This window comes from Halomonas sp. SIMBA_159, from assembly GCF_046536035.1.
GTDB lineage: Bacteria > Pseudomonadota > Gammaproteobacteria > Pseudomonadales > Halomonadaceae > Vreelandella > Vreelandella venusta_A.
On the sequence record NZ_JAWJBT010000009.1, the window covers coordinates 68,807 to 94,422 of the forward strand.

23 protein-coding genes and 1 other RNA gene are annotated in these 25,616 nt (G+C 56.1%); 12 read left to right on the forward strand and 12 right to left on the reverse strand.

The window, feature by feature from the left end:
* Nucleotides 1-2: 2 nt before the first annotated feature.
* On the forward strand, nt 3-2,606 hold the full coding sequence (locus R0J87_RS07470) for an EAL domain-containing protein (RefSeq protein ID WP_498885332.1): 2,604 nt from the start codon (nt 3-5) through the stop codon (nt 2,604-2,606).
* A 78-nt stretch (nt 2,607-2,684) separates the two neighbouring features.
* Here R0J87_RS07470 and nhaD read toward each other — a convergent pair whose 3' ends face one another.
* From nhaD to R0J87_RS07500, 6 genes are all read right to left on the reverse strand, one after another.
* On the reverse strand, nt 2,685-4,163 hold the full coding sequence (nhaD, locus tag R0J87_RS07475) for a sodium:proton antiporter NhaD (RefSeq protein WP_498885333.1): 1,479 nt from the start codon (nt 4,161-4,163) through the stop codon (nt 2,685-2,687).
* Nucleotides 4,164-4,407: 244 nt separating this feature from the next.
* The gene (locus R0J87_RS07480; protein WP_498885335.1) at nt 4,408-6,027 is read right to left on the reverse strand and encodes an ABC transporter ATP-binding protein; all 1,620 of its coding nucleotides are present in this window, start codon (nt 6,025-6,027) and stop codon (nt 4,408-4,410) included.
* Nucleotides 6,020-6,859 (reverse strand): ABC transporter permease, encoded by an 840-nt coding sequence (locus R0J87_RS07485; RefSeq protein WP_498885336.1) that lies wholly within the window; start codon nt 6,857-6,859, stop codon nt 6,020-6,022. The genes R0J87_RS07480 and R0J87_RS07485 overlap by 8 nt, the downstream gene beginning before the upstream one ends.
* Nucleotides 6,860-6,902: 43 nt before the next feature.
* Nucleotides 6,903-7,862, reverse strand: coding sequence for an ABC transporter permease (locus R0J87_RS07490; protein WP_311065803.1), 960 nt, complete (start codon nt 7,860-7,862; stop codon nt 6,903-6,905).
* Nucleotides 7,863-7,877: 15 nt separating this feature from the next.
* Entirely contained in the window at nt 7,878-9,506 is a 1,629-nt protein-coding gene (locus tag R0J87_RS07495) for an ABC transporter substrate-binding protein (protein WP_498885338.1), read from the reverse strand.
* Between the two features lie 15 nt (nt 9,507-9,521).
* Nucleotides 9,522-10,292 carry an HAD family hydrolase gene (locus R0J87_RS07500; protein ID WP_498885340.1) on the reverse strand — a complete coding sequence of 257 codons (771 nt, stop codon included), beginning with the start codon at nt 10,290-10,292 and terminating at the stop codon, nt 9,522-9,524.
* Between the two features lie 389 nt (nt 10,293-10,681).
* Here R0J87_RS07500 and R0J87_RS07505 point away from each other — a divergent pair, with 389 nt between their 5' ends.
* Entirely contained in the window at nt 10,682-11,668 is a 987-nt protein-coding gene (locus R0J87_RS07505; protein WP_498885342.1) for a TAXI family TRAP transporter solute-binding subunit, read from the forward strand.
* Nucleotides 11,669-11,672: 4 nt separating this feature from the next.
* Here the strand turns inward: R0J87_RS07505 and R0J87_RS07510 are convergent, their stop codons facing one another.
* The 3 genes from R0J87_RS07510 to smpB all read right to left on the reverse strand — a co-directional run bounded on the left by R0J87_RS07510 (nt 11,673) and on the right by smpB (nt 13,781).
* Entirely contained in the window at nt 11,673-12,629 is a 957-nt protein-coding gene (locus R0J87_RS07510) for a calcium/sodium antiporter (protein ID WP_404464895.1), read from the reverse strand.
* A gap of 235 nt (nt 12,630-12,864) precedes the next feature.
* Nucleotides 12,865-13,244: a transfer-messenger RNA gene (gene ssrA, locus R0J87_RS07515) on the reverse strand.
* A 45-nt stretch (nt 13,245-13,289) separates the two neighbouring features.
* Nucleotides 13,290-13,781 (reverse strand): SsrA-binding protein SmpB, encoded by a 492-nt coding sequence (gene smpB / locus R0J87_RS07520; protein ID WP_188639982.1) that lies wholly within the window; start codon nt 13,779-13,781, stop codon nt 13,290-13,292.
* A gap of 127 nt (nt 13,782-13,908) precedes the next feature.
* On the opposite strand from smpB, the gene R0J87_RS07525 reads away from it, so the two are divergent.
* Nucleotides 13,909-14,343 carry a type II toxin-antitoxin system RatA family toxin gene (locus tag R0J87_RS07525; RefSeq protein WP_498885344.1) on the forward strand — a complete coding sequence of 145 codons (435 nt, stop codon included), beginning with the start codon at nt 13,909-13,911 and terminating at the stop codon, nt 14,341-14,343.
* Nucleotides 14,333-14,644: an RnfH family protein gene (locus R0J87_RS07530; protein ID WP_498885346.1), complete on the forward strand. Its 312-nt coding sequence runs from the start codon at nt 14,333-14,335 to the stop codon at nt 14,642-14,644. Before R0J87_RS07525 ends, R0J87_RS07530 begins: the two co-directional genes overlap by 11 nt.
* Before the next feature lie 11 nt (nt 14,645-14,655).
* Here the strand turns inward: R0J87_RS07530 and R0J87_RS07535 are convergent, their stop codons facing one another.
* Nucleotides 14,656-15,114 (reverse strand): outer membrane protein assembly factor BamE, encoded by a 459-nt coding sequence (locus tag R0J87_RS07535; RefSeq protein ID WP_498885348.1) that lies wholly within the window; start codon nt 15,112-15,114, stop codon nt 14,656-14,658.
* A 72-nt stretch (nt 15,115-15,186) separates the two neighbouring features.
* Here R0J87_RS07535 and fur point away from each other — a divergent pair, with 72 nt between their 5' ends.
* Nucleotides 15,187-15,639 (forward strand): ferric iron uptake transcriptional regulator, encoded by a 453-nt coding sequence (gene fur / locus R0J87_RS07540; RefSeq protein WP_188639978.1) that lies wholly within the window; start codon nt 15,187-15,189, stop codon nt 15,637-15,639.
* Nucleotides 15,640-15,778: 139 nt separating this feature from the next.
* Here the strand turns inward: fur and recN are convergent, their stop codons facing one another.
* Nucleotides 15,779-17,452: a DNA repair protein RecN gene (recN, locus tag R0J87_RS07545; RefSeq protein WP_498885349.1), complete on the reverse strand. Its 1,674-nt coding sequence runs from the start codon at nt 17,450-17,452 to the stop codon at nt 15,779-15,781.
* A 199-nt stretch (nt 17,453-17,651) separates the two neighbouring features.
* Here recN and grpE point away from each other — a divergent pair, with 199 nt between their 5' ends.
* The 3 genes from grpE (at nt 17,652) to dnaJ (ending at nt 21,629) form a co-directional block, all read left to right on the forward strand.
* Entirely contained in the window at nt 17,652-18,281 is a 630-nt protein-coding gene (gene grpE / locus R0J87_RS07550; RefSeq protein WP_498885350.1) for a nucleotide exchange factor GrpE, read from the forward strand.
* Between the two features lie 152 nt (nt 18,282-18,433).
* A complete protein-coding gene (gene dnaK / locus R0J87_RS07555; protein WP_188639975.1) occupies nt 18,434-20,365 on the forward strand; it encodes a molecular chaperone DnaK in 1,932 nt (643 codons plus the stop codon).
* 109 nt (nt 20,366-20,474) lie between these two features.
* Complete coding sequence (dnaJ, locus tag R0J87_RS07560) at nt 20,475-21,629, forward strand: molecular chaperone DnaJ (protein WP_498885352.1); 1,155 nt, start codon at nt 20,475-20,477, stop codon at nt 21,627-21,629.
* A 67-nt stretch (nt 21,630-21,696) separates the two neighbouring features.
* Here dnaJ and R0J87_RS07565 read toward each other — a convergent pair whose 3' ends face one another.
* Complete coding sequence (locus tag R0J87_RS07565; RefSeq protein WP_498885354.1) at nt 21,697-22,503, reverse strand: HNH endonuclease; 807 nt, start codon at nt 22,501-22,503, stop codon at nt 21,697-21,699.
* A 310-nt stretch (nt 22,504-22,813) separates the two neighbouring features.
* Between R0J87_RS07565 and R0J87_RS07570 the strand changes: the two genes are divergently transcribed.
* From R0J87_RS07570 to carA, 4 genes are all read left to right on the forward strand, one after another.
* Nucleotides 22,814-23,095 (forward strand): DUF2218 domain-containing protein, encoded by a 282-nt coding sequence (locus R0J87_RS07570; RefSeq protein ID WP_188639968.1) that lies wholly within the window; start codon nt 22,814-22,816, stop codon nt 23,093-23,095.
* 113 nt (nt 23,096-23,208) lie between these two features.
* Complete coding sequence (gene dapB, locus R0J87_RS07575) at nt 23,209-24,015, forward strand: 4-hydroxy-tetrahydrodipicolinate reductase (RefSeq protein WP_188639967.1); 807 nt, start codon at nt 23,209-23,211, stop codon at nt 24,013-24,015.
* Nucleotides 24,016-24,210: 195 nt separating this feature from the next.
* Entirely contained in the window at nt 24,211-24,342 is a 132-nt protein-coding gene (locus R0J87_RS07580) for a hypothetical protein (protein WP_498885357.1), read from the forward strand.
* 56 nt (nt 24,343-24,398) lie between these two features.
* The gene (gene carA / locus R0J87_RS07585) at nt 24,399-25,544 is read left to right on the forward strand and encodes a glutamine-hydrolyzing carbamoyl-phosphate synthase small subunit (RefSeq protein ID WP_498885410.1); all 1,146 of its coding nucleotides are present in this window, start codon (nt 24,399-24,401) and stop codon (nt 25,542-25,544) included.
* Nucleotides 25,545-25,616 lie beyond the last annotated feature (72 nt).

Sequence of the window (25,616 nt, forward strand, 5' to 3'; positions counted from 1 at the left end):
TTATGCTGCGCAAGGGAGTGTTCGCGTTGAGCCGGATGCAAAGCAACCGTTCCACCAAGCGTTTTACACGCCGTGCTCTTTGGCCTTGTGTTCTGCTTACCTTAAGCGGATGGAGCGCCGTTGTGCAGGCGGATCTGACGCTTCGGGTAGGGGTTTACCATAATCCGCCTAAGCTATTTGCTGGCGAGCAAGGCCAAATTCGCGGCGTGCTGGGCGAGCTGCTGGAGGCCATCGCGCAGCAGGAGCAGTGGCAGTTAGAGAGCATCCACTGCGATTTCCAGCAGTGTTTAACGCTGCTGGAACAAGGCGATATAGATCTGCTGCCAGATGTGGCCTGGAGCGAAGAGCGTGCTCGGCGCTTTGCCTTCCACAGTGAGCCGGTGATGCACAGCTGGTCGCAGCTGTATCAAGCCGCTGACAGCCGCGTAGAGGCGATTTTAGACCTAGAACAGCGCCGGGTAGCGGTGGTTGATGGTTCGATTCAGCAGAGCTACTTAGCTGCCGTGACTGATCGCTTTGATATTGCGGTCACGTGGTTGCCGGTGGATAGTTTTGCAGCAGGCTTTCAAGCTGTCGCGAACGGTGAGGCGGATTTAGTAGCCTCGAACCATTTGTTTGGTGACTGGCGGGCGCGAGATTATGGCCTGCGTGAAACGCCGATTATTTTTCAGCCGGCTCGCCTTTTTTATGCCGCCTCTCCTACGCTGTCGGCCGAGGTGCTTGAGCGCATTGATGCCGTACTGTTGGGTTGGAAAGACGACGTCAACTCGGTGTACTACGAGACGCTCAGCGCGTGGCGCTCTAACAGTACCACCACGACTCTAATTCCGTACTGGGTATGGTGGAGCGTTGGGCTACTTGTGTGCATCCTGGCGCTAGCCATTGGAGCAAACGCACTATTGAGGCGTCGCGTGGTCTCTAACAGCGCCAAGCTCTCGACGAATGAAAACCTGCTCACCACGATTTTAGACAGCGTCGATGCCTATATCTATATCAAAACGCCGTCGCTTGAGTACCGCTATGTAAACCGCCAGATTAGCGAGCTGTTTCAACGCCCGCCCGAGCAAATACTGGGTAAGCGAGACGACGCGTTTTTCGATCCTGCGAGTGCCGCGGAGATGGCTGAGGTCGACTCTCAAGTGCTGGCGTCGGGTAAGAAAATCACCGTCGAAGAGCATAATGTGCTGCAAGGCGAAGAGCGCGTACGCACCTTTTTGTCGATTAAAATGCCGTTGGAAATGGCGCCCGGAGAAGCGCCTTGCCTGTGCGGTATCTCGACTGAGCTCACCGAATATCTAGAGATGCAGTCGCGCACCCATCATTTGGCGTTCTACGATGCGCTGACTGGACTTCCAAACCGCCGCCTGTTGCTAGAGTCGCTGGCAGAAGCGACTAACCCGGAGGGAGGGCCCTGCGGGTTTAGCGCCGTACTGATTGTTGATTTAGATAATTTCCGGCTTGTTAACGACATACAGGGCCATGAAAGCGGTGATCAACTACTGATTAACGTGGCGCAGCATTTAAAGCAGCGGCTTGGCGATGACGCCACGGTGGCCCGTTTTAGTAGCGATGAGTTTGTGGTGCAGGTGAATGGCTTGGGCGAGCGGCAAAGCGATGCCGCCGCCAATGCTGAGCGCCTTGCTAGGCAGCTTTTAGAGACGGTCTCGCAGCTGCGCAACGACCGGGCACTGCCTATCAGTGCCAGTATTGGTATCACGCTGTTCGACAGTGCCGGTCAGGGGGTTAACAGCGTGTTGCAGCAAGCGGATATGGCGCTGCAGCAAGCCAAAGCCGCAGGGGGGAATACCCTGCGCTTTTTCAATGTAGATATGCAAACCAGCGTACTGGAGCGTGCGAGCCTAGAAGGTGACTTGCATCAAGCGTTAGCACGCGATGAACTTGCCCTTCATTACCAGGTGCAGGTAGATCACCAAGGGGCCACCACGGGGGTAGAAACGCTGCTGCGCTGGTACCACCCTCAGCGCGGCTGGGTGTCACCCGGTACGTTTATTCCGCTGGCCGAAGAGAACGGGCTGATTGTGCCGATTGGCTATTGGGTATTGCAGTGTGCCTGCGAACAGCTGGCGAAGTGGTCTCATCAGCCGGCTTATGCTGGCCTAACGATTTCCGTCAACGTGAGTTCGGTGCAGTTCCAGCAGCCTGAGTTTGTTCGCGATGTAGAGGGGCTGTTGGCTCAGACCCAGGCACCGCCAGGACGCTTAGTGCTAGAGGTGACGGAAAGTCTGCTGATGCGAGAACCCACACGGGTGCGTAACACGATGCTGAAACTCCGCGCCCAGGGCATTCGCTTTGCACTGGATGACTTTGGTACTGGCTACTCGTCTCTCAGCTATTTAAAACGCCTGCCGCTGGATGAGCTGAAGATTGACCAGTCCTTTATCCGCGAACTGCTAACGGATAAAACCGATGCTGCGATTGTGGATACCACCATCTTGCTGGCGGTCAGTTTAGGCCTAACGGTAGTAGCAGAAGGGGTGGAGAAAAAAGAGCAGCTGGATTGGCTGAAAGGCCACGGCTGCTACCGCTATCAGGGGTATTTGTTTGGCCGACCCACGCCCATTGAGTACCTGTTTGAGACCTATTAAGCCAACTTTCCCAAACAGTGAATGCAAAACAGCCCGCCCAAATTCTGGGCGGGCTGTTGTTTAAGCCTTCGTGTTTCGCTAGCCAAACACGTTGAAGCTCTCGGCGTTCAGCCATAGATGTACCGCGATGCTGGCAATGTAGCCCAGTAAAATCACCGGTGACCAGCGCAGGTGGCCTATAAACGTGTAGGAGCCGCGGGCTTGGCCCATGACCGCTACCCCGGCCGCTGAGCCGATCGAGAGCAGGCTACCCCCCACCCCGGCGGTTAACGTGATTAACAGCCAGTGGCCGTGTGACATATCAGGCTCCATGGTCAGCACGGCAAACATGACCGGGATGTTATCCACCACCGCCGAGACAATGCCTAGCGCAATATTCGCCCAGGTCGCGTTCCAGCCGGTATAGAGTGCTTCCGAGAGCAGTCCCAGGTAGCCCATAAAGCCTAAGCCACCCACACACATGACAACCCCGTAGAAGAACAGCAGCGTGTCCCACTCGGCGCGGGCCACACGGTTAAAGACGTCAAACGGTACGACGCCGCCCAACTGCTCTAGCTTCTTATTATCGCCCAATCGGCTGTAACGCTCGCGCTTGCGCTCCAGCGAACGGGGTAAGCTTTGACGCAGGTAGTAGCCAAAAAACTGCAGGTAACCCAGGCCGGTCATCATGCCCAGTACGGGTGGCAGGTGTAGAAGCGTATGGCAAAGAACCGCCGTCACAATCGTCAGCAAAAAGAGCGCGATAATCCGCCGCGCACCGCGTTTAAGCTGCACATCTTCATACACGCTGCTGGGTTTCTGATCCTTGATAAACATGCTCATCACCACCGCAGGAATGAGGAAGTTCACCAGCGAGGGAATAAACAGAATAAAGAATTCCTGGAACTCAATCAGCCCCGCCTGCCAAACCATTAGCGTGGTGATATCGCCAAACGGACTAAAGGCACCGCCCGCGTTGGCGGCGACCACAATATTGATACAGGCTAAGTTGATAAAGCGTTTGTCGCCTTCAGCCACTTTCGTGATCACGGCACACATTAAAAGTGCTGTGGTTAAGTTATCGGCGATAGGCGAAAGTACAAAAGCCAAGCCACCGGTTAACCAAAATAGCGTGCGGTAGTTAAAGCCTTTGCGCAGCATCCAGGAGCGCAGCGCATCAAATACCCGGCGCTCTTCCATGGCGTTGATATAGGTCATCGCGACGAGCAGGAACAGCATTAGCTCGGTGAACTCCAGAAGCGTCACGCGAAACGCGTACTCGGACGTATCCGACATGCCATTCTGAACGTACACCCAGCCAATGAGTCCCCAGATAATACCGGCGGCGACCAATACGGGCTTGGATTTGCGCATATGGATTTTTTCTTCGGCCATTACCAGCGCGTAGGCCAGCACAAAAATCACCACGGCAAAATAACCCACAGCAGAGGTGGTTAAATCGATATCACCGGTAACAGCAAAAGCCGCAGGGCTGATCAAAAAAAGTAAGGCCGCTAACAAAAAAGGCCAGCAACGAGCGTATCGAGGCTGGCCTGGGTCATGATGTAACGTCAACATGGCGTGTTTATCCTTATAATGGTTAAAAGAAGGAGGAATAAGCGCCGCCAGTTTATCAATCTATATTGCGTTGCAATACGGAATAAAACCGAATGAAAGCTGTTAATACGTAAGCGATTACGTCTTTTTTTTGGAAATTATCCGTTTAGCTAATAGTAAAGTTTTCTAAACAGTGTAGGAAAATAGGCCCGTTAAAAAAATTGGATAAGAGCGGCTTATCATTCACCGCTCTTAACATAACGGATTAACCGGTTTGGGTCCTGAGTGCTTCTTCCAGCCATCCCAGTTTCATTTGTGGCACCGAGGCTAGGAGCTTCTGAGTGTAGTCGTCAAAGGGCGGAGAGAGCACGGTGTCGCGCTGGCCATAACGCACCACTTTGCCTTGGTGCATCACGGCAATACTGTCAGCAATGGCCTTCACGGTGGCTAAATCGTGGGTGATAAACAGATAGGCCACGTTCTCTTGCGCTTGAAGCCGCAGCAGCAGTTTGAGAATGCCATCCGCTACTAAAGGGTCGAGCGCGCTGGTGACTTCATCACAAATGATCAGTTTTGGCTTCGCGGCCAGCGCGCGGGCAATACAGACGCGCTGCTTTTGGCCGCCCGAAAGCTCTGCCGGGTAGCGGTCAATAAACCCTTCACCCAGCTCAATTTCATCGAGTAGCTCGATCACGCGCGCGCGGCGGGCTTTTCCCTTCAAGCCAAAGTAGAACGTTAGGGGGCGGCCAATAATGGTTTCCACCGTATGGCGCGGGTTCATGGCCACATCGGCCATTTGATAAATCATTTGCAGCTGGCGCAGGGTCTCTTTATCCCGCGCGCCCAACGTGCCTGGCAGCGGCTGCGACTGAAAACTCACCTGCCCCTGATTGGGTGGAAGCAGGCCGGTAATCACCCGTGCCAGAGTAGATTTACCCGACCCCGACTCACCCACAATGGCCAGCGTTTGGCCGGCACTCAAGCCCATGCTAATGCCGTCCAGCACGTTATTGCCGCTATTGCTGTACGCCGCGCTGACGTTCTCCACACTTAGAATGGGAGTGTCGGTCGGGGCTTTGGGCTTGTGGTCAATGGAGCGCACTGACACCAGGGCCTGAGTGTAAGGTTCCCGCGGCGACTCAATAATCTGCGCGGCGCTGCCCATTTCGACCTTATCGCCCTGCTTGAGGACAAGAATATCATCGGCGACCTGGGCCACCACGGCGAGGTCATGGGTGATATACAGCGCGCCGACACCGGTGGTTTTAATCGCATGCTTAATGGCAGCAAGCACATCAATTTGCGTGGTGACATCCAGCGCGGTGGTGGGCTCGTCGAAAATAATCAGGTCAGGTTCTGGGCAGAGCGCCATGGCGGTCATGGCGCGCTGTAGCTGCCCACCCGAGACCTGATGCGGGTAGCGGCTGGCAAAGTTTTCCGGGTCGGGTAAACCCAGTTGCGTAAACAGCTCCACCGCACGTGCTTCTGCCTCTTGGCGCGTTGCTAGGCCATGCAGCAGCGTGGTTTCAATCACCTGCTCCATCAGCGTGTTGGCGGGGTTGAAGGCGGCCGCCGCCGACTGTGCCACATAGCACACCTCTTTACCGCGCAGCTGGCGCAGTGCTTTGGGCGAGCCTCGTAAAATGTCGCGCCCATTCACCCACACTTCGCCGTTTAGGCGGATACCGCCGCGCCCGTAGCCCGCCGGTGAGAGGCCAATGGTCGATTTGCCCGCGCCCGATTCACCAATCAGCCCGAGCACTTTGCCGCGCTCTAGGGTGAGGCTGACCCCGTTCACAATAGTGATTTCCTGAGGCGCTTCGCCGGGAGGATAGGCCGTGGCTTCGATGGTTAAGTTGCGAATATCTAACAGCGTATCAGCCACTGCGGCCTCCTTTGAGATCGGTGGTTTGGCGCAAAATCCAGTCGGCCACTAGGTTTACCGAGATAGCTAGCAGCGCGATAGCCGCCGCGGGGATCAGCGCCGCCGGGACGCCAAACACAATACCTTGGCGATTTTCCCGCACCATGCTGCCCCAGTCGGCTTCCGGTGGCTGCACGCCGAGGCCTAAAAATGAGAGAGACGATAAAAACAGCACGGCGAAAATAAACCGCAGCCCAAGCTCCGCGATTAAGGGAGTGAGTGCGTTCGGGAGAATTTCACGAAACACGATCCAGCCTTTGCCTTCACCGCGCAGGCGGGCAGCCTCCACAAAGTCCATCACGTTGATATTGACCGCCACAGCACGGGAAATACGGAACACGCGGGTCGAGTCCAGTATGCCCATAATCAAGATCAGCATGAACATGGTGCTAGGCATGACCGACAGAATCACCAGCGCGAAAATCAGCGTTGGGATCGACATAACGATATCCACGCCCCGGGAGATCGCTTGGTCGACCCAGCCGCCGTAAACAGCGGCCAGAATGCCAAGCACCGAACCAATCGAGAAGGCCAGCGCAGTGGCCAGCGCGGCAATGGTGATGGTAGTGCGTGCGCCGTACATCAGCCGAGAGAGCAGGTCGCGGCCAAGATTGTCGGTGCCCAGCCAGAACTCAGCGGAAGGCCCCATCCACATATCGCCCACGCTCTCCGACATGCTGTAAGGCGCCAGCCAAGGGGCAAAGATCGCCATGAATAAAAAGCTGAAGGTGAGCAGTAGCCCGACCAGCGCGGTCACGGGCATCCGCTTCAACAGTGTCAAAGATTTCGACATGGTATTACGTTCCTGTCTGAACAGTGGCCTGATGAAAATCGCATTACTTCGGGTGGCGCAAACGGGGGTTCGTGACGATGGCGATGATGTCCGCCAGCATATTGAGTCCGATATACACTGCGGCAAAGATAAGCCCCACCGCCTGGACAACCGGGACATCCCGTTTTGAAACGTGATCAATCAGGTACTGCCCCATGCCGGGGTAGACAAAAATGACTTCCACCACGACCACCCCGACAATCAAAAACGCCAGGTTCAACATCACCACGTTGACCACCGGGGCAATGGCGTTGGGAAAGGCGTGGCGAGCGATAATCCGAAACGTGCCCAGCCCTTTTAACTCGGCGGTTTCGATATAGGGCGACTGCATCACGTTTAAAATGGCGGCCCGCGTCATGCGCATCATGTGGGCCAAAATCACTAGCGTTAAGGTGGCGGCAGGTAGCGCGATGGCGTGCAAGCGCTCGCCCAGGCTCATGCTGCTATAAACGGTAGAGACACTGGGGAACCAGCTAAACTTAACGGCAAACACATAAATCAGCAGATAGCCGATAAAGAACTCGGGCAGCGATATGGCCGTGAGGGTGGTGCCGGAAATGACCCGGTCAGGCCAGCGGCTCTGGTAGCGTACGGCCACTAAGCCTAAAAGAATGGCCAGCGGCACGGCGACAACAGCGGTCCAGAAAGCGAGAAACAGCGTATTGCCTGCACGGCCCCATAACGACTCGCCAATGTCTTGGCGATTGGAGAGCGCGGTGCCTAAATCACCTTGCAAAATGCCGCCCAGCCAATCGAAGTAGCGTATCCAGGCGGGTTGGTCGAGGCCCAGTTCGCGGCGTAGGTTCTCAACAGCTTCTGGCGTGGCACTTTGGCCCAGAATAGATTGCGCCACATCGCCGGGCAGCAGCTGAGTGCCGACGAATATCAGCACGGAGACCGCTAATAACAATAACAGGCCCAGCGCCAAGCGCTGGGCAATCAGTTTTAAAACAAAGGTGTTCATAAGCAGAGGTCCGGATTAGGAAGCTAACCAGCACTTCGATAGTGCAAAGCCCGCCATCATCTCGCCCATTGGGTGTGCTGACCAGCCCCCGACGTTGCTTAATGTTGCTTCGATGTAGTCATTGAACATCGGCAGAATCAAGCCGCCTTCATCGCGCACCATCATCGCCATATCTTGGTAAAGCTCGGCGCGGCGGGTTTGGTCTAGCTCACCACGGGCTTCTCGGGCCAGGGCGTCGAAGTCATCGCGGTAGAAGCGGGTGTCGTTCCAGTCGGCGCTGGAAATATAGGCGGTGGAGTACATTTGGTCCTGGGTGGGGCGGCCGCTCCAGTAGGAGGCGCAGAACGGCTGCTTATTCCACACTTCTGACCAGTAGCCATCGCCGGGCTCGCGGCGAATTTCCATATTGATACCCGCTTCAGCACAGTTCTGCTGGAAGAGCTGGGCCGCATCGACCGCGCCAGGGAAGGCAACGTCAGAAGTACGCAGTACGATGGGGCTGCTGTGGCCGGACTTTTTGTAGTGATAGCTGGCGCGTTCGGGGTCGAATTCGCGCTGTGGAATGCTATCGGGGAATAGTGGATAAGCGGCATTAATTGGGAAGTCGTTACCGACGCTGCCGTAGCCACGCAGAATCCGCTCGACCATGTCTTCCCGGTTGATGGCGTACTTCAGCGCTAGGCGCAGGTCGTTGTTATCAAACGGCGTCGTGTCGCAGTGCATGGGGAAGACGTACTGGGCGCGGCCGGAGGTGTTATTGATCACAATGTTGGGCAGGCGCTGCACCATCTCCACCACGCGGGGTTCCACCCGATTGATCATATGCACCTGACCGCTCTGCAATGCCGAAATGCGGGCAGTGGGGTCATTGATAATGGTGATTTCAATCTGGTCGGCGAAGCCGTACTCGTCTGGGTTCCAGTAGCCATCGAAGCGCTCGGCGATTTGGCGCACGCCGGGCTGGAATTCCACCACTTTATACGGGCCGGTGCCGATACCTGCTGCCGGGTTGTCCAGGCCTCCGCCGGGCTGAATCATCAGGTGGTAGTCGGAGAGCAAGAAGGGCAGGTCGGCGTTGGGCTCTAGCGTTACGATGGTGACTTCGTAGGTATCCGTGGCGCTGATGGACTCAATGCCGCGCATAATGCCTAAGGCGCCGGATTGAGAGTCTTCGTTTGAGTGGCGCTCCAAGGTGGCGACGACATCTGCCGAGGTCATTTCTTGGCCGTTATGAAACTGCACGCCACGCCGCAGTTTAAACACCCAGGTTTTAGCATCCGATGAAGACTCAACGCTTTCCGCAAGGCGGGGTACCAGCTCGCCTTCTGGTGAAACGTTGGTCAGGGCTTCGCCCCAGGATTGGCCAAACGAGTGCTGTACTTGGCTGGTCCAGCTGGCGGGGTCGAGGCTGTCGGTAGATTCACCGCCCTGCATGCCAGCTTTTAAGATACCGCCGCGCTGCGGAGTACCGGCGTTGGCAAAGGCCTGGCCAGACAGCAGCGAGCCCGCAAACGGAGCGGCGATGCCGAGTGCGATGGCATGGCGCATAAAGTCTCGGCGTGACAGCGTTCCCTGTTTTGCTTGCTGAGTGAGTGTTTCAAGGGTGGGGTGCATGGGTGCTGAGTGGTTATGTTTTTTTGTCATGCGAGTGTTCCCTGGTTAGTGAAAGGTGGAGGTTCCAATGGTGAGCGCGTCGTAATCTCGGATGACTTGGCTGGCGAGTGTCAGGTGGGCTCCGTCTAAGTGCGGCGCGGCACAGATGCCAATGCCCGCCAGCAAGCCCGCGGCTTTGCCCATGGCCATATCCCCGTTGGAATCGCCAATAATGAGCGTGCGCTCAGGAAGTACGCCCAGCTGCTGGCAGGCAGCGAGCGCCATATCGGGGTAGGGCTTACCCCGGGTGACTTGATCGTGACCAAGCACCACGGGGAAGTGATCGGTCAGTGCAAGAATCGAAAGATGCCGCTGGGCATTGTGGGCATCATCAGACGTGACAACGCCACATTGGATGCCCGCAGCGCTGGCGCGAGCAATGAAGGCCTGCAGCCCTTTAACGGGTGTAACGCAGCGCTGCCAGTCGATCAGTTCGCTAACGCTGTGCAGGGCATCCTGGGTGATTTCAGTGGCTTCATTCCACGGCACGCGGGCTTCGAACAGGCTGAGCGCGAGAATGGTCGCAATGTCATTAAGTGAGCCAATGGTCAGTGGCCCGTTGGGGTCCCAAAGACGTTGCGCTGGTTCAATACCCACTTTGGGATAAAGATCACAATGGGAAAGCGATTGAGAAGCGGGGAGGCGGCGATTCACCGTGGTGACGAGCTGGTCGAACCAGCCAATCCACAGGTCGCCAAAATTGAGAAGCGTGCCGTCTTTATCAAATAAAATGGCATCAATATCGTAGCTAGCGCCGTGCACAATAAGTTGGGGCATGAATAGTAGCGGCTTTTTACAAGCCCTCTCGTCAAGGGCGGTAACGCAGTCACAGCGTAAGCTTTCAATAATGCGCTCGCTGACAGCAACGCTCCGCGATAGCTAATATTTTTCTTGAACGTTCAATTGAAAACAAAGTTAGCCTGAGTAATCCCATCGTTGATGTCAAGTTGATGTCAGTTTGATGACAGCGACGCTATCGCTGGCTGGGCGTTTAAACCCCTGGTTGGTTTAAGGCGCTGCGGGTTGCTAACTTAAGGGGTACTATGCCGCTATATTGATCGGTGTCAGCGCTTTCTGGTGGGTAGCGGTCATGGCTCTATTTCACAACATAATAAACACGTTCCCTCAATGAGGCCGAGACGGCCCCTGACCTCAAAGGAAGTTGCATGCGCGCGCGTTTTTGCTCTCGTTATCGTGTCGTTGGTGTGCTGATGATGGCGCTTGTGCTGGGAGTGGCCACACTGCCCCTTCAAGCGCAAACGCGTATTACCTATAAATCGGCGCTTGAGGGTACCGCGTATTATCAAATGGGCAGTGAGCTTGCTCGGGCTATTCGTGTGGGCAGTGAGGGGGACGTGGTGCTGGCCACTGAAGAGAGCCAGGGGTCAGTGCAAAATATTCAAGAAGTGATGACCCGGGAAGGGCGCTATGTATTTACTGCGCCACCCGCGCTAGTGGCGGATGCCATGGCCGGAGAAGGGGCTTTTGCGGGGCATGCTGGCAATGGCCACGAACGCTTTGCTTCTATTCGAGGGCTGTTTCCAGTGCCTTCGCTGACGATGCACTTTGTGATGGTGGGCGATAGCGGCACCGCGGCGATAGAGGCATTAGAGGGAAAACACGTGCTGATCGGACGTGGCACCTTTAGCGCGGGAGAGGCCGCCCGTTACTTCCAGCTATTTGGCCTGGACGGCAAAGTGCAGCTAGCAGACGCTTCTATCACCAATGGCCCGGAGGCGCTAAGAGAAGGGCTCATTGATGCTTTTGTGACGGCTAGCTCTTTTCCAACGCCGAACGTCATTGAAACGGCTTCTTTGGTACCCATTACCCTGGTGAGCTTTACCGATGAGCAAATTGCTCAAACAGGTGCAGTGCGCCAAGTGATACCTGGCGGCACTTACCCGGGTATTGCTCACCCTGTCACCACTACGTCGCTGCCTGTTATTGCGTATACCACTGAGCAAATGGATGCCGACACCGCCTATCAACTCACGAAAACCTTCTGGGAGCAGAGAGCTGCCCTCGCTGAGCAATCTGCCTGGTGGGAGAGCGTATCCCCTGAACTGCTCGCCCACATGGATACGCTGCTACACCCTGGCGCTCTGCGTTATTACGATGAGGCAGGCACCGTGCTACCCGAGCACATGCGGTGAGGGCTTAAAAAATAGTAAAGCTAAGCGCAATGTAGGCGACGTACCCGCCCAGCAGTGCGGCCCCTTCCCAGCGCGAGAGGCGCATTCCTGTGTAGAGAAACAGCAGTAGTATGCCGGCTGACCCCAGCATCACCCACTGGTCAAACTGGCTGACCCGCTCTGCAATGGGCAGCGGCTGCAGGAAAGCGGAAATACCCAATATTCCCAGCACGTTGAAGATATTGCTGCCCAGAATATTGCCTACTGCCACATCGGCGTGGCGACGCAGCGCTGCGATCACGGATACCGCCATTTCAGGCAGCGACGTACCTACCGCCACAATGGTGAGACCAATCACCGCCTCTGAAATCCCCATCGCCTGGGCTAGGCCTATCGCGCCGTAAAGCAGCAGCTGAGAGCCGCCGATGAGCATGACCAAACCGACCACCAGGGCGACCACAATCATTCCCGTTGAGGTGGGGATCGCCGTGACTTCCTCGGCTTCTGCCGCGTGCATTTCTCCTTCTGGCACGGGGTGCTGGCGCTCAGTGCGATAGGCCCAAATCAGATAAGCCGCGAGTGATGCAAGCAGCAGGGCCGCTTCTAAGCGGCCAAGTGAGCCGCTCCAGGCCAATACAATAAACAGCACGCTGGCTGCCACCACCACAACGCCATCGCGGCGTAGGGCCAGGGGTTGAACGGTCATGGGGCAGATAGCGGCGCAGAGGCCAAGAATCAATAAAATATTACCGATATTGCTGCCCACGATATTGCCCACGGCAATATCAGGCTGCTCTCGAATGGCCGCATCAATAGACACCACCAGCTCTGGTGCCGAGGTACCAAAGCCCACTACCACAAGGCCGGTTAGCAGTGGCGAAACCCCCATCCGTTTAGCGCCCGCCACGGCACCTCGTATTAACGCTTCCCCACCGCCAAATAACAGCACGATACCGGCTAGCAAGCTCAACCCATACAGCATGTGACACTTCCTTATTTGCACCACTCGGCCATTTGCCAAGCTTAGGCTTCTAACATTAGCTGGCTTAATTAGGTGTGCACAGAGGTTTAGAAAGGCTTTTGAAAAGAATAAACAGATGAGGAGCGATAAGGCGTTTGGTGGAGCTCTTTGAGTGCTGAGTCGCCAAATTCGGTGGGTATGGTGAGGGGCCAGAAACGAAAAAAGCACCCGAGGGTGCTTGATTCGAAGGGGTGTCTGGTGGAGGCGGCGGGAATTGAACCCGCGTCCGCCAGCACGCGCCTATTGGCTCTACATGCTTAGATTTCGTCATTTGCTTTAACGCGACTGACTCCGACGATCAGGATTCAGCCTCGCGAGCCTTCTAAAGTTTGACGATAGGCGAGAAGACACCACCTACCGCGGTCCTATCAGCTTTAGCTCATATCCCCTCAGCGATGAATAGGCACATCACCTTGGGGCCAGACAAGAAGCTAGCAGGGTTTAAGCTGCCAGCGCGCCTTGAGCGTAGTTTTCGTCATTTGCGACTATTTTTCGTGATGTGGGATTTACGAGATACATCACGCTCTCGGCATGCACCGCAAGGGTTGTCACCGGCGTCGAAACCATGTCGCCCCCTTAGTTCAGAGCGGCATTCTAACGTGCTCAGCTCCAATTGACCAGTTATGCCTTGTTATGTTCCCGCATAATTCGGCCTTTTTGGCGGCTCCAGTCGCGGTCTTTCTCGGTGGCGCGTTTATCGTGAATTTTCTTACCGGTCACCAGTGCCAGCTCGCACTTCACTTTGTTGCGTTTCCAGTACAGCTTGAGCGGCACACAGGTGTGGCCCTTGTCCTGGGTAACCGAAAAGATTTTGGCAATTTCTTTGCGGTGCAGCAGTAGCTTGCGGGTACGGGTAGGGTCAGCGATTTCATGAGTGCTGGCTGTGTTGAGCGGCATAATATGGCTACCCAACAGGTACGCTTCGCCGTTGCGGATTAAAATATAAGTGTCGGTCAGCTGTGCTTTACCCGCACGCAGGCTTTTCACTTCCCAGCCTGCCAGCACCAAGCCCGCTTCGAAGGTTTCGTCGATATGGTACTCAAACCGCGCCTTCTTATTCTGGGCAATTACGCTGCTGCCGGGGCCCTTGCTGTTACCTTTCTTAGTGGCCATGGAACCTCTTCGTTGATCTGTCAGTAGCATCCCCCTTCGTTATGTGGGGAGGCGTGATACCATTCAAGGTCTGAAAAAATGTTTCCCATGATACGCTTTGGGCACTGTGAAGTCAGCGGAGAGGTCAATGCCAACCGTTAATCGTACCGCCTTGGTGCGGCACACCCCCCAACAAATGTTCGATTTGGTCAATGACTTCGAACGCTACCCCGAGTTCCTACCGGGGTGCCGACGGGCGCGTTTGCTTGAGCATGACGCCGACCATCTCATTGGCGAGATGACCTTAGGGCGCGCCGGGGTGGAGCAAACCATCACTACACGTAACGACCTATTTGCCCCCGAGCGCATCGATCTTTCGCTGGTGAAGGGGCCGTTTAAACAGCTGAAAGGGCGCTGGCTGTTTACGCCTATGGGCGAAAATGCCTGCAAGGTAAGCCTGGAAATGGAGTTTGTATTCGCCAATCGGCTGCTGAGCATGGCGTTTGGCAAGCTGTTCCAGCAAATTGCAGGGCAGCTAGTGGATGCCTTCACTAAGCGCGCTGACGAGCTGTATGACCGATAGCGTGCTCAAGGTAGAGGTTGCCTTTGCGCTGCCGCACAAGCAGCGCATTGTGGCGCTTACGGTGCCTAAGGGCACCACGGCGCGACAAGCCGTGGAGATAGCAGATTTGCCAAGCCTGTTCCAAGAACTGCCCAGCGAGACCTTTTTGGAGGCACCGTTAGGCATCTTTGGTAAGGCTATTCGCCACCCGGACAAAGAGCCCCTGCGCGAGGGCGACCGTGTGGAAGTCTATCGCCCACTGCAGATTGACCCCAAAGCGGCCCGCCTAGAGCGGGCCAAACGCCAAGCCAAGGAGCAATAAACCCCTAGCCGTTACTCGCCAGTCATAATCGGCTGCGGCTCTGGCGTGGGTGTTGGCGATGTCTGGTTGGGCATCGCATCCAGCGGGTCAGCGCCTTCTACGGCGGGCCCCATGCCGCGGTCTGTGCTAATCGGCAGGTCGCGGGATAAATCCCCTTCCTGCTCGATGTTGACCAGCCGGCTTGCATTATCAAACGTGAGCGTTACGCGGCGCTGTTCAACGCCTTCATACGCTTTATCGATGCGGTAGACGTAGTCCCACTCGCGGGAGTCGAACGGCGCTTCCAGTAACGGAGGGCCCATCACATAAGTGACCTGCTCCTGGGTCATGCCCGGCTGGAGCTGGCTGACCATCTCCTGGGTGATCAGGTTGCCCTGGGGAATGTCGCGCTTATAAACGCCGACGTAGCTACAGCCGCTAACAACAGTCAGGGCAACGGAAAGGGTAATGATACGAGTCAATTTTTGCATTTGAGCCTGTTCTTCACTATCGTGGTTTCGGTCGATGATACCCGACCTAACCTGTTACTGCGAAGAGCAACCATGGCCGATCAGAACCATGAACTACGCAAAGCCGGGCTGAAAGTGACCCTGCCGCGCGTCAAGATCCTGCAGATTCTCGAAAATGCTTCGGGCCAACACCACCTTAGCGCAGAAGAAGTGTATAAAACACTGATTGATGCGGGCGAGGATGTAGGTCTGGCAACCGTCTACCGCGTGCTGACTCAGTTTGAATCAGCAGGCTTGGTGATTCGTCACAATTTTGACGGTGGCCATGCGGTGTTCGAGATGACCCAAGAAGACCACCACGACCATATGGTGTGTCTGGAAAGCGGTGAAATCATCGAGTTTGTGGATGATTTTATCGAGCGTCGCCAGCAAGAGATTGCCGAAGAGCACGGCTACGAGCTAGTGGATCACGCTCTGGTGTTGTACGTACGCCCTCGCGGGTCAGACGTCACACGCCAGGACAGCGGTCCGACGAATCGCAAATAGCGAATCGTTAAAAGCGCATAGCCGTGTGAAAACGCTCCCAGGGTGCCAGTGAATCATCACTTGCGCCCTGGGAGCGTTTTTGTGTTTAACGCCAGATTAAGGTAAGGCTCGACCCTACTATCTCAGTGCGGCGGGTATCTCAGTGCGGCGGGCGCTGGCTGGCCAGCAGCATTTCACGTGCGTGGGCCAGGGTTTGGTCGGAGAGTGTCACACCGCCCAGCATGCGGGCCAGCTCGCTAATGCGGCCGCGCTCATCCAGTAGTGCCATATGGGTAAGAGTGGTGTCGCGTTTCGCGCGTTTCTCAATATGCAGGTGCTGGTGCGCCTGAGCGGCCACTTGGGGCAGGTGGGTCACGGTCATCACCTGGCCGTTTTCTCCTAGTTTGCGCAGCAGTTGCCCAACAATTTCAGCCGTGGCCCCTGAGATACCCACATCTACCTCATCAAAGACCAGGCTTGGGATCGTCGAGTGTGATGCTGCCACCACCTGGATTGCCAAGCTGATGCGTGAAAGCTCACCGCCCGAAGCTACTTTGGTCAGCGGGCGGGCAGGCTGGCCGGGGTTGGCGCTAATTAAGAACTGAACGTGATCCAAACCTTCTGGCGTCGGCGTTTCGCGTGGGGTCACGTCCACTTCAAAGCGTGCCTTACCCATGGCTAAGAAAGCGAGCTGTTGCTGAACCTCTTTACCCAAGCGAACAGCGGCTTTTTGGCGTGCCTCGCTCAGTTGTTTTGCTTCACTGCGATAGCGCTCACGGTATTCAGCCACTTGGGTGCTTAGCGATTCAAGGTCATCGTCGCTGGCTTCTAGCTGGGCTACTTCCTGTTGAAGCTGAGCATGCAGCGCGCAAATCTCTTCGGGGGCAACGTGATGCTTGCGGGCAACGCGATGTACATCGCCCATGCGCTCCTCCACCCAGGCGAGGCGTTCGGGGTCTAGCTCGGTGGTGCTGGCTAAACGCTGCAGCTCGCTGGCGGCTTCTTCTACCTGAATACGGGCGTCGTGGAGCATGGTAAGCGTATTGGCAAGCGTTCCTTTATCACTCCCGGGCAGGGCGCTGAGATGGGCGTACGCCTGGTTGAGCAGCGACAGCGCACCGCCTTCGTCACTTTCACAGCAGTCTGCGGCAAATTGGGTTTCGCGTAGCGTCTCTTCGGCATGAGCCAGCGTGTGCTGCTCCTCTTCGAGGGTTTGCAGCTCTCCTTCTGCCAAGCCTAACTGGTCGAGTTCTTCAACCTGATAGCGCAGCAGCTGGCGCTTGGCTTCTACTTCGCTACCTTCTTCGCTGAGCTTCTTCAGCCGCCGCCGAACGTTGCGCCATTCACGGAAAGTCTCAGCAAGCTGTTGGCTGCGTTCGCGTAAACCGGCGTAGTCATCCAGTAGCGCTAAATGCGTTTCTTCGCGCATTAAGGCTTGGTGGGCATGCTGGCCATGAATTTGAATCAACTGCTCACCGAGGGATTTTAGATCCGCAATAGTGACAGGGTGGCCGTTGATCCACGCCTTGGAGCGGCCATTCGCCGTCACAACACGGCGCAGTAGGCACTCTTCAATAGGCAGGTCGCGGGCGGTGAGCCACTCAGTGGCACCAGGAAGATGCTGAATATCAAAGCGAGCGGAAAGGTCAGTGCGCTCGCAGCCGTGGCGTACGCTGCCCGCATCGGCGCGCTCGCCCAGGCAGAGGCCCAAAGCACCTAGCAGAATGGATTTGCCCGCCCCGGTTTCCCCGGTAATGGCGGTCATGCCGCGGGTTAGGTCGAGTTCTAGGCGGTCAACGATGGCGTAATCTTGGATGGCTAGCTGCGTAAGCATAGGGCCTCCTGAGGCGGTGCGGCACAGAAGCTGGATACTTATCCACTAATTGGTGTTTTATACAGTAGTCGATAACTCACTTCAATGCCCCTCTTGAGATGCTTTTTATGGCCCCCATATAGGCAGCATACGTGGTTAATACCCGCTACTTAACGTAGGTGGCCGCTACCGGCACCGCTACTTATTTCAGGAGTAAGGCATGGCTAAAGAACCGCAAACCCCGTTGGAAGATGAGCTGGCCCGCCAAGAGCAGGAAGCCGAGGTGACCGAGCAGTCCGCTGAAGAGCGCTTGGTAGAAGGCGAGCTTGAAGGCTTGATTGACGACGATGGCGCACTGGAAGGCAGCGTTGGCAGCCCCGAAGCCGACGTGCTGGCCGCCCAGGTAGAAGAGTTGGAGCAGAGCTTAGCGGAAGCCAAAGACCAAGCGCTGCGCGCAGCGGCGGAAGCCCAGAATGTTCGCCGTCGGGCTGAGCAGGAAGCTGAGAAAGCGCGCAAGTTTGCCCTTGAGAAGTTTGTTAAGGAGCTGTTGCCCGTCGTTGATAGCTTGGAAAAAGCGCTGGAAAGCATGCAAGAAGATGCATCTGACGTGCACCGCGAAGGTGTCTCCATGACGCTGAAAATGCAGCTAGACGTGCTGAACAAGTTTGGCGTTGAAAGCATTGAGCCCCACGGCGAGCCCTTCGACCCGCAGGTACATGAAGCCATGGCGATGGTGCCGAACCCAGAGCTTGACCCCAATACGGTGATGGATGTGATGCAAAAAGGGTATCTGCTCAACGGTCGCCTCGTGCGCCCAGCCATGGTGGTGGTCAGTCAAAAAGCGAATTAAGCCGCAATGACGCATTGCAGTAAAAAAAGCCCTTGAAATGCTGCAAGCGGCCCCCAAATAAAGGTCAACCCGCGGGAAAACCCGCAAACGCCAGCAGAATAATCGCGGCGTAAAACATCAGTTTTGTTTCAACCGAATTCGAGGTTTTTGCTATGGGACGCATTATTGGTATCGACCTGGGCACCACTAACTCTTGTGTGGCCGTGCTCGATGGTGACAGCGCTAAAGTCATTGAAAACGCCGAAGGCGGTCGTACCACGCCTTCCATCATTGCCTACACCGACGACGGTGAAACTCTGGTAGGTCAGGCCGCCAAGCGCCAAGCCGTGACCAACCCGGAAAACACCCTGTACGCCATCAAGCGTCTGATTGGCCGTCGCTTCAAAGACGACGTGGTCCAGAAAGACATCAAAATGGTGCCGTACAAAATCGCTGAAGCTGATAACGGCGATGCGTGGGTAGAAGTGAAAGGCAAAAAAATGGCACCGCCGCAGGTAAGCGCGGAAGTGCTGAAGAAAATGAAGAAAACCGCCGAAGACTACCTCGGCGAGCCGGTCACTGAAGCGGTTATTACCGTTCCGGCCTACTTCAACGACAGCCAGCGTCAGGCCACTAAAGATGCGGGCCGCATTGCCGGCCTAGATGTTAAGCGCATCATCAACGAGCCGACAGCCGCAGCACTTGCCTACGGCATGGACAAATCCCGTGGTGATAAAACCATCGCGGTATACGACCTGGGTGGCGGTACCTTCGATATCTCCATCATCGAAGTGGCCGACGTTGACGGCGAAACTCAGTTTGAAGTGTTGGCCACTAACGGCGACACCTTCCTGGGCGGTGAAGATTTCGACCTGGCGTTGATTAACTATCTGGTTGACCAGTTTAAAACCGATAGCGGTATCAACCTCTCCGGCGACAACTTGGCCATGCAGCGTCTGAAAGAAGCCGCAGAGAAAGCCAAGATTGAGCTTTCCAGCGCTCAGCAGACCGACGTGAACCTGCCGTACATTACGGCCGACAACACTGGCCCGAAACACCTGAACGTGAAGGTGACGCGTGCCAAGCTGGAGTCGCTGGTAGAAGAGCTGGTTCAGCGCTCGCTCGAGCCGTGCAAAACGGCGCTGAAAGATGCTGGCTTGTCCGCTTCTGAAATCGATGAAGTGATCCTGGTCGGCGGCCAGACCCGCATGCCGATGGTTCAGAAGAAAGCAGCTGACTTCTTCGGTAAAGAAGCGCGTAAAGACGTTAACCCCGATGAAGCAGTGGCTGTAGGTGCTGCGATTCAGGGCGGCGTACTGGGTGGCGACGTGAAAGACGTTCTGCTGCTTGACGTCACTCCGCTGACCCTGGGTATCGAAACCATGGGTGGCGTGATGACCGCGCTGATCGACAAGAACACCACCATCCCGACCAAGAAGACACAAACCTTCTCAACTGCGGATGACAACCAAACGGCCGTGACCATCCACGTCGTTCAGGGTGAGCGTAAGCAGGTCACGCAGAATAAATCGCTGGGTCGTTTTGACCTTTCCGATATTCCGCCGGCCCCGCGCGGTGTGCCGCAAATTGAAGTGGCGTTCGATCTTGATGCCAACGGTATCTTGAACGTGTCTGCCAAAGACAAGGCCACCGGTAAAGAGCAGTCCATCGTCATTAAAGCGTCCAGCGGCCTCTCGGATGAAGAGATCGAGCAAATGGTACGCGATGCCGAAGCCCACGCGGACGAAGATAAAAAGTTCGAAGCGCTGGTGCAGCTGCGTAACCAAGCGGACGGCATGATTCACGCCACTCGCAAGACCGTTCAAGAAGCGGGCGATAAAGCGACCGATGACGAAAAACAGGCCATCGAAACTGCTATCAGTGAACTGGAAGAAGCGCTGAAAACCGATGACCAGGACAACATCCAGAAGAAACTGGATGCACTGACCGAAGTCTCCGGCCAACTGGCGCAGAAAATGTATGCCGAGCAGGCAGACGCTGCACAGGCAGGCGGTGAAGGCGCTGAAGAAGCCAACACCAAGCAGGACGACGACGTGGTTGACGCCGAGTACGAAGAAGTCAACGACGACAAGAAGAAGCAGTAACCCACCTCTTTCTGCCAAGGAAAGCGGTGACGCGGGAGGCAACTCCCGCGTTGCTGTTTCCGCGGCCGAGACGCCTATAGAGCGTCGCTAACCAGGAGGCGTAGGACCCATGTCCAAGCGCGATTATTACGAAGTCCTGGGTGTCGAAAAAGGGGCTGATCAGAAAGAGATCAAAAAAGCCTATCGCCGTCTGGCGCAAAAATTCCACCCTGATCGAAACCCGGACGATAACACCGCAGCGGAAAAATTCCGTGAAGTGTCAGAAGCCTACGAAATACTCAGCGATGGCGAGAAGCGCGCGGCCTACGACCAGTTTGGTCATGCCGGTGTGGATGGCCAGGGCGGCGGCTTTGGTGGCGGTGGCTTCGGCGGCGGCGGAGCCGGCGATTTTGGCGATATTTTTGGCGATGTGTTTGGCGATATTTTCGGGGGTGGCGGTGGCCGCCGTCGTGGGCCTAACGCACCCGCTCGTGGTTCCGACCTGCGCTACAACCTAGAGCTTGATCTAGAAAGCGCGGTTGCCGGTACCACGGTCGATATTCGCGTACCGCGCCATATCGAGTGTGACCGCTGTGACGGCGGCGGTGCCGAGCCGGGTTCCAGCAAAGAAACCTGCCCTACCTGCCATGGCCACGGCCAAGTGCGTATGCAGCAAGGCTTCTTTGCCGTTCAGCAAACCTGCCCCACCTGCCACGGCAGTGGCCAGCACATCAAAGTGCCGTGCCACAAATGTAACGGTGAAGGCCACGTTCGCGAAACCCGCACGCTCTCTGTGAAGATTCCACCGGGTGTGGATACCGGTGACCGCATTCGCTTAAACGGCGAAGGCGAAAGCGGCGTGAACGGTGGCCCGGCGGGCGATCTGTACGTTCAGGTCGCCATCAAGCCGCACCACATCTTCAAGCGTGACGGCAAGCACCTGCAGTGTGACGTGCCGATCAACTTTGTGGATGCAGCACTAGGTGGCGAGCTGGAAGTGCCCACGCTCGATGGTCGCGTGAAGCTGAAGATTCCGCCGGAAACCCAAACCGGCAAGCTCTTCCGCCTGCGTGGCAAAGGCGTGAAGCCTGTGCGCGGTGGCGCCCCCGGCGACCTGCTGTGCAAAGTAGTGTTGGAAACGCCCGTCAATCTCAACGACGAGCAGCGCGACCTGCTTCGCCAACTGCAAGAGAGCTTCGATGGCAGCAACAGCCACAGCCACTCGCCGAAGAAGACCGGTTTCTTCGACAGCGTGAAGAAGTTCTTTGAAGAGATGAAGCCGTAAGGGCGGTATAGCGCCACTACGCAAAAAGCCCCAGCACTTCAGTGTGCTGGGGCTTTTTTGTGTCTGATTAGCGTAACAGGTTATCCAGACGCCAGGCCAAAGCATGCTGACAAGGTTGCCAATGCTTGGCTCTGGGAAGTACGACGGTTTGGCCATGCAACTGATGAAGCCATGCGTTATCTGACATTAGGTCATCAAGGGTTGGGCTGACATGCCATTTATAGTCCGGCCCCGGCGCGATCAACCGGTTATCCATCGCCCAGTGTAAATTGGGCGTCAGTGCTAAGCCATTTGTAGGGCGGTCGTCGTAGCTTTCAGCGAAAGGAATTAAATGGGCGGCTTCTACCAGATAACGATAGTCTGGCGTGATAAAGCGTAAGCGGGTGGCCGCGCAGCGATAGTCGTAGGCTTTCAGCACGAGCGTGCGAAATGCCGCAGAGCGTGCCTGCTGCTGGGCGCTCTCTTGCACCTCGCCCACTAAGCGGTCAGGCTGTTTCTCATACTCGCCGCTTTCAAGGGCTGTGGCTAAATAGGTATTGAGCGCACTCGGTTGGGCAGGGCTCGTAAAATAGTGTGCCACGATGAGCGCACAGGCAGAGTGAGCTGTTAGTGGGTCTTGAAAGGCACCAAATAGTGCGGGATCAAGTGTTGCCTCGTTAAATAGTTCTCGTAGTTTTTTCAGCGATTTAGGTTGCCCAAGGCTATCTGCGATCTTAGCGATGCTGCTCTCTAAGTGAGGCTTCCAAAGGGCTCCTGAAATGCCTTGATCACTTTTTAAGTGCCAGAGAGGCAGGTGGGGGTTGCCAGCCTGGCGATCACCGGTTGCTGCTTCATAGAGATCAAAATAGCGTGCTACCAAGCGATCATCGATCAATACCTGGGGCGTTGTAATGTGGCCGCTTTGAACTTCGCAAATTATCGCCAGCAGTTAGCAGGGCTTATTAGCCGCCAGTTGGCCTCGGCTTCTACCAACTCGTAGAGCGGTCAGGCAGGTGAGTGTTTCGTCTATCATGCTGGTCTCAAGACTGGCTTAGGCTGCGAAAGAGCTTAGCAAGGATTGGTGGTCTGGCGTAACCAGTTGCTGAACACGCCGTTGCATCGGATTCTCATTCGCTGCTTGGTTCTTTGCACTGCGAGGATTACGCTAGTGGGTACTTACTCGCTATTGAGATGGAGAGAACACCATGCCGTTATCCCGAGCAGAGATTGCCACCTCGTCTGGTGCGAAATTAATCAACCGCTTGTGCAAGCACTGGGCGCATAAGCTTGAGGTGGAGCACAGTGAGCAGGATGCCAAGATCGTGTTTGCCAGCGGTACTTGCCTGATGCATGCAGACCCAGAGCGGCTGTCGGTGTCGATAGAAACCCTAGAGGAAGAGCATCTAGACCAGCTAGAGGGTGTGGTGGAGAGCCATTTAGTGCGCATGGCGAAAGATGAGCCGTTGGTGATCGTCTGGGAGAATTGATTGCGTCGGCGTGGCGCAGCCTTTAGCGCCTCATCGCTAAGGTGGTCTGCTATAATCGCGGCCACCTTTTTTGTATCTCGTGAATATTCAACAGCCCACGCGCAGGAGTTTCCATGACCCGAATTGCCATTGTAGGCGTAGCTGGCCGTATGGGCCGCACCTTAGTCAATGCTATTGAGCAAGCGGCAGATGCGACGCTGGCGGGCGGCATTGTGGAGCCGGGCAGCTCCTTGGTGGGCGCAGATATTGGCGAATTGGCCGGTGTGGGCAAGCGTGGCGTGGTCGCGGTAGATTCGCTAGCGGCCATCGTGGATGACTTCGACGTGCTGATTGATTTCACTGCGCCCCAAGTCACATTGGCCAACTTGGCGTTCTGTGCTGAACACGGTAAGCGTATGGTGATTGGCACTACCGGTATGAATGACGAAGAGCTAGCAACGCTCGATAGCTACCGCGATACGGTCGCCATGGTCTTCGCTCCCAATATGAGCGTGGGTGTGAACCTGACGCTGAAACTGCTGGAAACAGCCGCTAAGGCGCTGGGTGATGAAGGCTACGACATTGAAGTGATCGAATCTCACCACCGCCATAAAGTCGACGCGCCTTCCGGTACGGCGATCAAAATGGGTGAAGTGGTGGCCGAAAGCTTGGGCCGTACCCTGAAAGAGCACGGCGTATTCGAGCGGGTAGGGCAGTGCGGCCCGCGTACCGATAAAGAGATCGGTTTTGCGACCGTGCGCGCAGGCGATATCGTCGGTGAACACACCGTGATGTTTGCTACCGAAGGCGAGCGCATCGAGATTACCCACAAGGCGTCTAGCCGGATGACGTTTGCCAAGGGTGCGGTACGGGCTGCTCGTTGGGTCGCCAGCCAACCCCATGGCCGTTACGACATGCAGGATGTGCTGGCACTTAACTAATCAGCAAAGTAGCCTTCGGTGCAGCGCTTACAATAAAGGGCTAGCCGAAGGCCGGTAAATCCTGTAACATTCCAAAAATTTTGGCCCAGTGGCTGCAAAAAGCAGCAAAATATCTATAGTGAAGAGCTGTAGAGAGAGCACCGCGCTTGTTGCACTGGCCGTTTAGTTAAAAAATAGTCAGCTAGATGCTGCACCGTGGCCGATGCCGTTACAGATGCCATGGAAGAGAACAACAAGCGGGATGAAACCGATTTTTTTACTGTCGGCTTCGTCCCGCTTTTTTACGACCCGACGTTTGCACGCAAACGCCGACAACCGGATCGCTGAGCCTGCGCCCACAGGCTCCCACCAGCATGGGAGAACTTGTTTTGAATAACCCCGCATTGAGCAAACCCGCGATATTGGCCCTGGAAGATGGCAGTGTGTTTCATGGTACTGCTATTGGCGCGGATGGAGTCACAAGCGGTGAGGTGGTGTTCAATACAGCCATGACCGGCTACCAAGAAATCCTCACTGACCCCTCTTACACCCGCCAAATAGTCACCCTGACCTATCCCCATATCGGCAACACCGGCATCAATTCTGAAGATGTAGAGTCTGACTCGATTGCGGCAGCGGGCTTGGTAATTCGCGATCTCCCTCTGCTGGCCAGCAGCTTCCGCTCTGAGCAAACCCTCTCTGATTACCTGAAAAGCCAAAACGTGCTGGGCATTGCGGATATCGATACCCGCCGCCTAACGCGTATTTTGCGCGATAAAGGAGCCCAAAACGGAGCGATTCTGGCGGGTGCCGATGCAGAAGGTGAGGATGCCGTAGAGCGGGCGCTGGCGGCGGCGAAGGCATTCCCGGGCCTGAAGGGCATGGATTTAGCCAAGGAAGTCTCGTGCAAAGAAGCGTACGAGTGGTCGGAAGGCGAGTGGACCTTGGGCGAAGGTTACGCGGATACCACCCAGGGCGAGCGCCCTTACCATGTGGTCGCGTTTGATTACGGTGTTAAGTTCAACATCCTGCGTATGCTGGCGGCACGCGGCTGCCGCCTGACGGTGGTGCCCGCGCAAACGCCTGCGGCTGAGGTACTGGCGATGAACCCCGATGGCGTGTTCCTCGCCAACGGCCCCGGCGACCCTGAGCCCTGCGACTACGCGATTAAAGCGATCCAAGAAGTGTTGGAAACCAATACCCCGGTGTTTGGTATCTGCCTAGGCCACCAACTGCTGGCGCTGGCCTCCGGTGCCAAAACGGTCAAGATGAGCCACGGCCACCACGGTGCCAACCACCCGGTACAGGATTTAGACACCGGCACCGTGATGATCACCAGCCAAAACCACGGCTTTGCCGCCGATGAAGCGACCCTACCCAGCAACGTGCGTGCGACGCACCGTTCGCTGTTTGATGGCACCCTGCAGGGTATTGAGCGTACCGACCGCCCGGCGTTTAGTTTTCAGGGCCACCCGGAAGCCAGCCCTGGCCCGCGCGATGTCGCGCCGCTGTTTGATCGCTTTATCGCCATGATGCAGGCGCGCCGCTAAGTTAGCCGCGCTGTCTCTCATTGCCTAGTTACGCCGTTTTGATGCTCATCGTCACCACTTTTTGCGGGAACC